General features: G+C 62.6%; 8 protein-coding genes. All 8 read left to right on the plus strand.

Going from position 1 to position 11,334, the window contains the following annotated elements; all coding sequences use genetic code 11:
* Nucleotides 1-65: 65 nt before the first annotated feature.
* Nucleotides 66-242: a hypothetical protein gene (locus QYE47_RS25420; RefSeq protein ID WP_003250005.1), complete on the plus strand. Its 177-nt coding sequence runs from the start codon at nucleotides 66-68 to the stop codon at nucleotides 240-242.
* Nucleotides 226-3,201 carry a sensor histidine kinase gene (locus QYE47_RS25425; protein ID WP_019437283.1) on the plus strand — a complete coding sequence of 992 codons (2,976 nt, stop codon included), beginning with the start codon at nucleotides 226-228 and terminating at the stop codon, nucleotides 3,199-3,201. Before QYE47_RS25420 ends, QYE47_RS25425 begins: the two co-directional genes overlap by 17 nt.
* 4 nt (nucleotides 3,202-3,205) lie before the next feature.
* Entirely contained in the window at nucleotides 3,206-4,648 is a 1,443-nt protein-coding gene (locus QYE47_RS25430) for a sigma-54 dependent transcriptional regulator (RefSeq protein ID WP_003249998.1), read from the plus strand.
* Between the two features lie 968 nt (nucleotides 4,649-5,616).
* Nucleotides 5,617-6,999 (plus strand): polynucleotide adenylyltransferase PcnB, encoded by a 1,383-nt coding sequence (locus tag QYE47_RS25435; RefSeq protein WP_014592396.1) that lies wholly within the window; start codon nucleotides 5,617-5,619, stop codon nucleotides 6,997-6,999.
* Nucleotides 6,996-7,475, plus strand: coding sequence for a 2-amino-4-hydroxy-6-hydroxymethyldihydropteridine diphosphokinase (gene folK, locus QYE47_RS25440; protein WP_010955348.1), 480 nt, complete (start codon nucleotides 6,996-6,998; stop codon nucleotides 7,473-7,475). Before QYE47_RS25435 ends, folK begins: the two co-directional genes overlap by 4 nt.
* 262 nt (nucleotides 7,476-7,737) lie before the next feature.
* Entirely contained in the window at nucleotides 7,738-8,538 is an 801-nt protein-coding gene (panB, locus tag QYE47_RS25445; RefSeq protein WP_070384356.1) for a 3-methyl-2-oxobutanoate hydroxymethyltransferase, read from the plus strand.
* On the plus strand, nucleotides 8,535-9,398 hold the full coding sequence (gene panC, locus QYE47_RS25450; protein ID WP_014592398.1) for a pantoate--beta-alanine ligase: 864 nt from the start codon (nucleotides 8,535-8,537) through the stop codon (nucleotides 9,396-9,398). The genes panB and panC overlap by 4 nt, the downstream gene beginning before the upstream one ends.
* Before the next feature lie 208 nt (nucleotides 9,399-9,606).
* A complete protein-coding gene (pgi, locus tag QYE47_RS25455; protein ID WP_014592399.1) occupies nucleotides 9,607-11,271 on the plus strand; it encodes a glucose-6-phosphate isomerase in 1,665 nt (554 codons plus the stop codon).
* Nucleotides 11,272-11,334: the final 63 nt, after the last annotated feature.

Genomic DNA, 11,334 nt, shown 5'->3' on the forward strand with positions numbered 1-11,334 from the left:
CATCCCCCCTGCCATTTGCGCCAATAATAAGTTCAAGCCCGCAGCGCCCAACCATCGAGGCCAGCATGTACATCTATCGTTTGGTCCTGCTTCTGGTCGTGGGGATCTACCTGTTCTCCCCGGCCATCATGGACTGGTGGATCGAACCGACCGGAGCCTGGTACCGCCCCTACCTGCTCTGGCTGATCCTGATCGTCGTCACCTTCATCCTGCAGAGCCAAAGAGATGCCGATGAGCTTTAGCCTGACCCAGATGATCCTGATCAGCGCCGGGTACCTCATGGTGCTGTTCGGCGTGGCCTGGATCAGCGAGCGCGGGCTGATCCCGCGTTCGATCATTCGCCACCCACTTACCTACACCCTGTCGCTGGGCGTCTACGCCAGTGCCTGGGCCTTCTATGGCTCGGTTGGCCTGGCCTACCAGTACGGCTACGGCTTCCTTGCCTGTTACCTGGGGGTTTCTGGCGCATTCCTGCTGGCGCCGGTGCTGCTCTACCCGATCCTCAAGATCACCCGCACCTATCAGCTGTCATCGCTGGCCGACCTGTTGGCCTTCCGCTTCCGCAGTACCTGGGCCGGGGCCTTGACCACCATCATCATGCTGATTGGCGTGCTGCCATTGCTGGCCTTGCAGATCCAGGCGGTGGCCGATTCGATCAGCATCCTTACCGGTGAACCGGTCAAGGCCCGGGTGGCCTTTGCCTTTTGCACACTGATCATTCTGTTCACCATCTTCTTCGGCTCGCGGCACATCGCCACGCGCGAGAAGCATGAGGGGTTGGTATTCGCCATCGCCTTCGAGTCGGTGATCAAGCTGCTGGCCCTGGGCGGTATCGGCCTGTATGCCTTATATGGCGTATTTGGCGGCCCGCACGAGCTGGAAGTCTGGCTGCTGCAGAACCAGACCGCCCTCGCCGCCCTGCACACCCCCCTGCAGGAAGGCCCATGGCGCACCCTGCTGCTGGTGTTCTTCGCCTCGGCCATCGTCATGCCGCACATGTACCACATGGCCTTTACCGAAAACCTCAACCCGCGCTCGCTGGTCAGCGCCAGCTGGGGCCTGCCGTTGTTCCTGCTGCTGATGAGTCTTGCCGTGCCGCTGGTGCTGTGGGCCGGCCTGCGCCTGGGCGCCAGCACCAACCCCGAGTACTTCACCCTGGGCCTGGGCATCGCCGCCAACAACCAGGCATTGGCACTGCTGGCCTACATTGGCGGCCTGTCGGCAGCCAGCGGCCTGATCATCGTCACCACCCTGGCGCTATCGGGCATGGCCCTGAACCACCTGGTGCTGCCGCTTTACCAGCCACCGGCCGAGGGCAACATCTACCGTTGGCTGAAGTGGACCCGCCGTGCACTGATCGTCGCCATCATCACCGCCGGCTTCATGTTCTACCTGAGCCAGAACTACCACCAGAGCCTGGCCAACCTGGGCATCGTCGCCTTCGTCGCCACCTTGCAGTTCCTGCCTGGGGTGCTGTCGGTGCTCTACTGGCCAACCGCCAACCGCCGCGGTTTCATCGCCGGGCTGCTGGCCGGCACCCTGGTGTGGATGGTGACCATGCTGCTGCCACTTCTCGGCAACTTGCAGGGCTTCTACATTCCGCTGGTGGACATGATCTATGTGCTGGACGACACCAGCTGGCACATGGCAGCCATCGCCTCGTTGGCAGCCAACGTGCTGCTGTTCACCCTGATCTCACTGTTCACCAACGCCAGCACCGAAGAGGTCAGCGCGGCCGAAGCCTGTGCCGTGGATAACGTGCGCCGCCCGCAGCGCCGCGAGCTGCACGCTGCCTCGCCGCAGGAATTCGCCACCCAGCTGGCCAAGCCGCTGGGCGCCAAGGCCGCGCAAAAGGAAGTCGAGCAAGCACTGCGCGACCTCTACCTGCCGTTCGACGAACGCCGCCCCTATGCCCTGCGCCGCCTGCGCGACCGCATTGAAGCCAACCTGTCCGGCCTGATGGGACCGAGCGTGGCTCAGGACATGGTCGAGACTTTCCTGCCGTACAAGTCCGGTAACGAAAACTACGTGACCGAAGACATCCACTTCATCGAAAGCCGCCTGGAAGACTACCACTCGCGCCTGACCGGGCTGGCCGCCGAACTCGATGCCTTGCGCCGCTACCATCGCCAGACCCTGCAGGAATTGCCCATGGGCGTCTGCTCACTGGCCAAGGACCAGGAAATCCTGATGTGGAACAAGGCCATGGAAGAGCTCACCGGCATCGCCGCCAAGCATGTGGTCGGCTCGCGCCTGGTCACCATCGACGAGCCTTGGCGCGGCCTGCTGCAAGGCTTCATCAACGTGCCCGACGAGCACCTGCACAAGCAGCGCCTGGCGCTGGACGGTCAGCCGCGCTGGCTGAACCTGCACAAGGCAGCCATCGACGAGCCATTGGCCCCCGGTAACAGCGGGCTGGTACTGCTGGTGGAAGACCTTACCGAAACCCAGGCACTGGAAGACAAGCTGGTGCACTCCGAGCGCCTGGCCAGCATCGGCCGCCTGGCCGCCGGCGTGGCCCACGAGATCGGCAACCCGATCACCGGCATCGCCTGCCTGGCGCAAAACCTGCGCGAGGAACGCGAAGACGATGGCGAAATCATCGAGTTGTCCAGCCAGATCCTTGACCAGACCAAGCGCGTATCGCGCATCGTCCAGTCGCTGATGAGCTTCGCCCATGCCGGTGGCAGCCACCAGAACAGTGAGGAGCCGGTGTGCCTGGCCGAAGTGGCACAAGATGCCATCGGTCTGCTGGCGTTGAACCGGCGCAATTTCGAAGTACAGTTCTTCAACCTTTGCGACCCGGACCATTGGGCCGAAGGTGACCCGCAGCGCCTGGCCCAGGTGCTGATCAACCTGCTCTCCAACGCCCGCGATGCCTCGCCGCCCGGCAGCGCCGTGCGCGTGCGCAGCGAGGTTAACGAGCACACCGTCGACCTGATCGTCGAAGACGAAGGCAGCGGGATTCCGAAGAACATCATGGACCGCCTGTTCGAACCCTTCTTCACCACCAAGGACCCGGGCGAAGGAACCGGACTGGGGCTCGCTCTGGTCTATTCCATCGTGGAAGAGCATTATGGGCAAATCACCATCGACAGCCCGGCCGATATCGAACGGCAACGTGGCACCCGGATCCGCGTGACCCTGCCCCGGCATGTCGTAGCGACGTCCCCTGAAATTCGAGACCGTCGAGAGAATTGAATCAATGCCGCACATTCTGATCGTCGAAGACGAAACCATCATCCGCTCGGCCCTGCGCCGCCTGCTTGAGCGGAACCAGTACCAGGTCAGCGAGGCCGGCTCGGTGCAGGAAGCCCAGGAACGCTTCAGCATTGCCACTTTCGACCTCATCGTCAGCGACCTGCGCCTGCCAGGCGCGCCCGGCACCGAGCTGATCAAGCTCGGCCAGGGCACCCCGGTACTGATCATGACCAGTTACGCCAGCCTGCGCTCAGCGGTGGACTCGATGAAAATGGGCGCGGTGGACTACATCGCCAAGCCCTTCGACCACGACGAGATGCTGCAGGCAGTAGCGCGTATTCTGCGTGACCGGCAGAACGCCCCCGCTGCTGCACCGCCTGCCGAGCCACGCGCCAGCAATGGCAAGGCTACAGCGCCCGACAAAGGCAGCGCGGCAACGGCCAATGGCGAAATCGGCATCATCGGCTCGTGCCAGCCCATGCAGGACATGTACAGCAAGATCCGCAAGGTCGCGCCTACCGACTCCAATGTGCTGATCCAGGGCGAGTCGGGCACCGGTAAAGAGCTGGTGGCCCGCGCCCTGCACAACCTGTCTCGCCGGGCCAAGGCACCGATGATCTCGGTGAACTGCGCGGCCATCCCCGAAACGCTGATCGAATCCGAACTGTTCGGCCACGAAAAAGGCGCGTTCACCGGCGCCAGCGCCGGGCGCGCCGGCTTGGTGGAGGCCGCCGATGGCGGTACGCTGTTCCTCGATGAAATTGGCGAACTGCCGCTGGAAGCCCAGGCTCGACTGCTGCGTGTGCTGCAGGAAGGCGAGATACGCCGCGTAGGTTCGGTGCAGTCGCAAAAGGTCGATGTGCGCCTGATCGCCGCGACCCACCGCGACCTGAAAAACCTGGCCAAGGCCGGCCAGTTCCGTGAAGACTTGTATTACCGACTGCACGTCATCGCCCTGAAGCTGCCGGCCCTGCGTGAGCGGGGCAGCGACGTCAACGAGATCGCCAACGTCTTCCTCGCCCGCCAGAGCGCTCGCATCGGCCGCGACGACCTGCACTTCTCGGCCGAGGCCGAGCAAGCCATTCGTCACTACAGCTGGCCCGGTAACGTGCGTGAACTGGAAAACGCCGTGGAGCGCGCGGTGATTCTCAGCGAGAGCGCAGAAATTTCCGCCGAGCTGCTGGGCATCGACATCGAGCTGAGCGACCTGGAAGAGGATGACATCCTCGACAATGCCCTGGTGGTGGCCAACGCGGGCAATGCCAGCCACGAGCCGACCGAAGACCTGTCGCTGGAAGACTACTTCCAGCACTTCGTGCTTGAACACCAGGACCACATGACCGAGACCGAACTGGCACGCAAGCTCGGCGTCAGCCGCAAGTGCCTGTGGGAACGCCGCCAGCGCCTGGGCATCCCACGGCGCAAGAGCAACGCTACCAGCGAATAACCGACCTGCGCACCGTACGCCGTAGCCTATGCGGCGTCGGTGAGACCGAGCGCCGCCCGCGCGGCGCTTCGCGGCTAAAGCCGCTGCTACATTTGTTTCGGGCCAGCCCCTCCTGTGCCACACGCGCGCGACCGCCTTGTTGTATGACGCAATCTCGAGCCATGCGCCAAGGCGTTTGCGCTCAAATCCCACAGAAAAAATTGGCCCAAACAAATGTAGGAGCGGCTTTGGCCGCGAAGCGCCGCGCGGGCGGCGCTCGGTCTCACAGGCGCTGAACGTGTCACGGCGAACACCCCAGGTAACACCTTACCTCCCGTAAAAATCTGTTACCCAAGCTTTCCGCCGTAACAGTCCCCGAGGCGTACGGTAACGAAATTGCGACATTTTGGACCTGCCAAAAACTGCAGAACCCGCTCAACCCATTGATTTTATTGAGTTTTGAAAAGTTGGCACGGCACCTGCTATATGTTTGGTACAAGAACAATAACAAGCACTGCAACTCAGAATAAGAACAAGACGAAACGGCTCACGCACAATAAAAACAAGATGGCGGAGGCGCAGCTAACTGATTCTTTTGGAGAGGATGCGTGTTTGGGGCTTGCCCCACAACCAGGCAGAGAACAACAAAAACTGCACTAAAAGCAGCGCCTGAACTGGTTGGATCGACAGATCAACGTGTCATCAGCGGCCAAAGCAATCCGTTTGCTCTTTACCCCCGGTTTGGGGGTCGTCCACAAGCTTCGAGATTTGTGGGCAGGGCACTCAACAAAAACAAGAAGCCCAGCAAAAAAACAATAAGAGCACGTAACGACTTCTTGGGGAGCTTAGGCTCCCCTTGTCGTTTCTACCCTTCTGGCAGGCATCCTGCTACCCGCCTACACCATTCCCCGAGTAAATGCTAGAATCCCCGCCCATCATGCGGCCATTCTCCTATTCTTGGCCGAACATTCCTTCACACAGTGCATCCCATGCTGAAGAAGCTGTTCCAGTCTTTCCGCCCGCCCGTACCGGGCCCGCACCACAGGCGCACCACGCCCGAGGTGATCAACAAGAGCCAGCACTCGCTGCAGCGCCACCAGTTCAGCCGTCATGCGGTGAACATCGTGGAGCGCTTGCAAAGCGCCGGCTACCAGGCTTACCTGGTCGGTGGCTGTGTCCGCGACCTGATGCTGGGCATCACGCCGAAGGACTTCGACGTCGCCACCAGTGCCACCCCCGAACAGGTCCGTGCCGAGTTCCGCAACGCCCGTATCATTGGTCGTCGCTTCAAATTGGTCCATGTGCATTTCGGCCGTGAGATCATTGAAGTTGCCACCTTCCGCGCCCATCACTCCGAGGACGATCAGGGCGATACCCACCGTTCGTCGCATAACGCCAGTGGCCGCATTCTGCGAGACAACGTGTACGGCACCCTGGAAGAGGACGCGCAACGCCGCGACTTCACCATCAACGCCCTGTATTACGATCCGGTCAGCGAGCGCATTCTCGATTACGCCAACGGTGTGCACGACGTGCGCAATCGCCTGCTGCGGCTGATCGGGGACCCGACCCAGCGCTACCAGGAAGACCCGGTGCGCATGCTGCGCGCGGTGCGCTTTGCCGCCAAGCTCGACTTTGGCATCGAAAAGCACACCTACCTGCCGATTCGCGGCCTGGCCCCAATGCTGCGCGAGATTCCACCCGCGCGCCTGTTCGAGGAATGCCTCAAGCTGTTCCTCAGCGGCCAAGGTGCCATCGCCTTCGAAATGCTGGTGGACCTGGAGTTGTTCGAACCGCTGTTCCCGGCCAGTGCCCACGCGCTGGACGAGCGGCCGACCTACACCCACACGCTGATCAGCCAGGCACTGAACAACACCGACCTGCGCGTGAAGCAGGGCAAGCCGGTGACGCCAGCCTTCCTGTTCGCTGCTCTGCTCTGGCCAGCTCTGCCGGCCCGTGTGCTGCACCTGCAGAACCAGGGCGTGCCGCCGATCCCGGCCATGAACGGTGCGGCCCACGACCTGATCGCCGAGCAATGCGCGCGCATTGCCATCCCCAAGCGTTTTACCCTGCCGATCCGCGAGATCTGGGACATGCAGGAGCGCCTGCCGCGCCGCAGCGGCAAGCGCGCCGACATGCTGCTGGACAACCCGCGTTTCCGCGCCGGTTACGACTTCCTGCTGCTGCGTGAGAGCGCCGGGGAAGAAACCGACGACCTGGGCCAGTGGTGGACCGATTACCAGGAGGCAAACGACAGCGAGCGCCGCGAGATGATCCGCGAGCTTGGTAGCCGCGACGAAAGCGCCGGCCCGCGCAAGCGCAAGCGCAGCAGCAGCAAACGCAAGCGCAGTGGCGACGAGGCGTTCGAGTGACCATTCGCGCCTACGTAGGTTTGGGCAGCAACCTGGACGCACCTGCCGAGCAGCTGCGTAGCGCCTTGCAGGCGCTGGACCAGGTCGAAGCCACGCGCCTGGTAGCCGCCTCGGCCCTGTACACCAGCGATTCGCTGCTGCCCGGCCAACCACGCTACACCAATGCTGTCGCCGCCCTGGACACCGCCCTGGCACCACTGGCATTGCTCGATGCGCTGCAGGCCATCGAAAACGACCAGGGCCGCGTACGCAAGGAACGCTGGGGCCCACGTACGCTGGACCTGGACATCCTGCTGTTCGGTGACCAGGTGCTCGACCAGCCACGCCTGAAAGTGCCGCATTACCACATGCATGCCCGCCCGTTCGTGCTGTACCCGTTGGCCGAACTGGTACCGGGGGATTTCCGCCTGGCCGATGGCCGCGCCCTCGCGCAACTGCTCGACGAATGCCCGTTCGTCGGCCTGGAACGCCTGTAGACCGGGCGTTCCAGCCTGCATCGCCACCTCGGTAACGCCAGTAACACCCTGATCGTAACAATGCGGTAACAGGGTGATTGACTTCCCACACCTCGCTCACGACTATAGGCGTCCCGTGTGGCACCAAAGTGCCGCATACCCGTATTTAGGCCCGGACGGACCTGTGCCCGAACATCACGCGCGATGATGTGCCGCTCCGGAAGATGACTACACGCGTTGAATGCAGTCGTTTTTTACAGCGCCTGAACGAGGAATTTCCTACATGCCTGAAGTAACTCTTACCACCCTTAACGGCCTCAAGGCCAAGGGTGAAAAAATCACCATGCTGACCTGCTACGACGCGACCTTCGCCAAGGCCGCCAGCCAGGCCGGCGTTGAAGTGTTGCTGGTGGGCGACTCGCTGGGGATGGTCCTGCAGGGCCACGACAGCACCTTGCCGGTCACCACGGCGGAGATGGCCTACCACACCGCCAGCGTCAAACGCGGCAACGACGGCGCGCTGATCCTCACCGACCTGCCGTTCATGGCCCACGCCACCCCGGAGCAGGCCTTTGCCAACAGCGCCATGCTGATGCAGGCAGGCGCCCACATGGTCAAGATCGAAGGCGCAGCCTGGCTGGCCGAAACCATCCGCTTGCTGGCCGAACGTGGTGTGCCGGTGTGCGCGCACATGGGCCTGACCCCGCAAACCGTCAACGTGCTGGGCGGCTACAAAGTGCAGGGCCGCCAGGAGGCCCAGGCCCGGCAGATGCGCGCCGACGCCATTGCCCTGGAACAGGCCGGTGCGGCCATGCTGCTGCTCGAGTGCGTACCCAGCGAACTGGCGGCGGAAATCACCAATGCCGTTGGCATCCCGGTAATCGGCATTGGCGCCGGCAGCGCCACCGATGGCCAGGTACTGGTACTGCACGACATGCTCGGCCTGTCGCTGAGCGGCCGGGTACCGAAGTTCGTGAAGAACTTCATGCAGGACCAACCGGATATCCATAGCGCCCTCGTCGCTTACGTCGAGGCGGTCAAGCAAGTCAGTTTCCCAGGCAGCGAACACGGGTTCAGTGCATGAATACAGTCAAGACCGTCCGCGAACTGCGCGCGGCAGTGGCCCGCGCGCGCGGTGAGGGCAAACGCATCGGTTTCGTACCGACCATGGGCAACCTGCACAGCGGCCATGCGGCCTTGGTGACCAAGGCTGCCCAGCGCGCCGATTTCGTGGTCGCCAGTATCTTCGTCAACCCGCTGCAGTTCGGCGCCAACGAAGACCTCGACAAATACCCTCGTACCCTGGCAGCCGACCAGGAGCGCTTGGTACAAGCCGGCTGCAACCTGCTGTTCGCGCCCACCGTGGAAGAGATGTACCCCGACGGCATGAGCGTGCAGACACGCGTCAGCGTGCCCCAGCTTTCCGAAGGCCTGTGCGGCGCCAGCCGGCCTGGGCATTTCGAGGGCGTGGCCACCGTGGTGAACAAGCTGTTCAACATGGTCCAGCCAGACCTTGCCGTGTTCGGCGAGAAGGACTATCAGCAGCTGGCGGTGATCCGCGCCATGGTGCGCGATCTGAACATGCCGATCCAGATCATCGGCGAACCCACCGTGCGTGCCGAAGATGGCTTGGCGCTGTCGTCGCGCAATGGCTACCTCACGCCAGAGCAGCGTACTGCTGCGCCAGCGCTGTACCGCACACTGCAGCACATCGCAGCGGGCATCGGCCGTGGCCAGCGGGATTTTGCCGCACTGGTCGCTGAAGGCCAGGCGCAACTGAGCGCAGCAGGTTTCCGTCCGGATTACCTGGAAGTACGCCATGCCGTAAGCTTGCGCCCGGCAGTGATCGATGATCGAGACCTGGTGGTGATTGCGGCGGCTTACCTGGGTAACACACGGTTGATCGACAACCTCTACCTGCATTTGGAAGAGAAGACTGCATAACGGTCTTGGGCTCCCTTGCAGCCCATTCGCGGGCAAGCCCGCTCCTGCACGTTTATCTGTAGGGGCGGGCTTGCTTGCAATGCCCCACCAAAATCCCCCTGCCATACCCATTCCCAGCACGTGGCCTTTGCCTATAATGGTGCCAGCCTGAACCCGGCAACGACTGCCGTGTCCAAGCCCTCACCACGCACCAAGGGAACCCCGCGCAATGGCGTATTACCGTACACCCCACGATGTGACGGCCCTGCCCGCCTGGCAGGCGCTTCAGAAACACCGCGACGCCATGCAAAGCTTCAGCATGCGCGAAGCCTTCGCCGCCGATGCCAAGCGCTTCGACCAGTTTTCCCTTAGCGCTTGCGGCCTGTTCCTCGACTACTCAAAAAACCTGATCACCGAGCAAAGCCGCGATCTGCTGGTCAACCTGGCCAATGAAGTGGGCCTGCAGGACGCCATCAAGTCGATGTTCGGTGGTGAGATCATCAACGCCTCCGAAGGCCGCCCGGTGCTTCACACCGCCTTGCGCCGGCCCGTAGGTGACAAACTCAGCGTCAACGGCGTGAACGTAATGCCGGAAGTGCACAAGGTGCTCAACCAGATTACCGAACTGGTTGGCCGCATTCACGATGGCCTGTGGCGCGGCTACAGCGAAAAACCGATCACCGACGTGGTCAACATCGGCATTGGCGGTTCGTTCCTCGGCCCCGAGCTGGTTTCCGAAGCGCTGCTACCCTACGCCCAGCGCGGCGTGCGCTGCCACTACCTGGCCAACATCGACGGCAGCGAGTTCCACGAGCTGTCGGCCAACCTGCGCGCCGAAACCACCCTGTTCATCGTCTCGTCGAAGTCGTTCAACACCCTCGAGACGCTGAAAAACGCCATGGCCGCGCGTACCTGGTACCTGGCCCAAGGCGGCTCGGAAGCCGAGCTGTACCGCCACTTCATTGCCGTATCCAGCAACAAGGCCGCTGCTGTAGCGTTCGGTATCCGCGAAGAAAACATCTTCCCGATGTGGGACTGGGTGGGCGGGCGCTACTCGCTGTGGTCGGCCATCGGCCTGCCGATCGCCCTGGCCATCGGCACTGCCAACTTCAAGGAACTGCTGTCCGGCGCCTACACCATGGACCAGCACTTCCAGACCGCACCGTTCGACAAGAACATGCCGGTGCTACTGGCCCTGCTGGGCGTGTGGTATGGCAACTTCTGGGATGCGAACAGCCACGCGATCCTGCCGTACGACCACTACCTGCGCAACATCACCAAGCACTTGCAGCAGCTGGACATGGAATCCAACGGCAAGAGCGTATTGCAAGACGGTACCCCGGTGAAGACCGACACCGGGCCGGTAATCTGGGGCGGCGTGGGCTGCAACGGCCAGCATGCCTACCACCAGTTGCTGCACCAGGGCACCCAGTTGATTCCGGCCGACTTCATCGTGCCGGTGGTGAGCTTCAACCCGGTGGCCGACCACCATCAGTGGCTGTACGCCAACTGCCTGTCGCAGAGCCAGGCGCTGATGCTGGGCAAAACCCGCGAGGAAGCCGAAGCCGAATTGCGCGCTAAAGGCCTCAACGAAGCGGACATCGAAAAGCTGGCCCCGCACAAGGTAATCCCGGGTAACCGCCCGAGCAACACGTTGGTGGTCGAGCGCATCAGCCCGCGCCGCCTGGGCGCGTTGGTGGCGATGTACGAGCACAAGGTGTTCGTACAGAGCGTTGTCTGGGGTATCAACGCCTTCGACCAGTGGGGCGTCGAGCTGGGCAAGGAACTGGGCAAGGGCGTTTACCAGCGCTTGGTCGGCAGCCTGGAAGACAGCGCCGAAGACGGCTCCACCCAAGGCCTGATCAACTACTTCCGCGGCCGTCACCGCGGTTGATCCGAAGCTTGTGCCGGCCTCTTCGCGGGTAAACCCGCTGCTACGAGGCAACGCATTACCTCG

Origin of the sequence: Pseudomonas sp. 2,4-D, from assembly GCF_030418155.1 — a bacterium.
Classification (GTDB): domain Bacteria; phylum Pseudomonadota; class Gammaproteobacteria; order Pseudomonadales; family Pseudomonadaceae; genus Aquipseudomonas; species Aquipseudomonas alloputida.

Coding starts and splice junctions, on each gene's coding strand:
- QYE47_RS25420 (WP_003250005.1), top strand. CDS start 66: ATGTACATCTATCGTTTGGTCCTGCTTCTGGTCGTGGGGATCTACCTG.
- QYE47_RS25425 (WP_019437283.1), top strand. CDS start 226: ATGCCGATGAGCTTTAGCCTGACCCAGATGATCCTGATCAGCGCCGGG.
- QYE47_RS25430 (WP_003249998.1), top strand. CDS start 3,206: ATGCCGCACATTCTGATCGTCGAAGACGAAACCATCATCCGCTCGGCC.
- QYE47_RS25435 (WP_014592396.1), top strand. CDS start 5,617: ATGCTGAAGAAGCTGTTCCAGTCTTTCCGCCCGCCCGTACCGGGCCCG.
- panB (WP_070384356.1), top strand. CDS start 7,738: ATGCCTGAAGTAACTCTTACCACCCTTAACGGCCTCAAGGCCAAGGGT.
- panC (WP_014592398.1), top strand. CDS start 8,535: ATGAATACAGTCAAGACCGTCCGCGAACTGCGCGCGGCAGTGGCCCGC.
- pgi (WP_014592399.1), top strand. CDS start 9,607: ATGGCGTATTACCGTACACCCCACGATGTGACGGCCCTGCCCGCCTGG.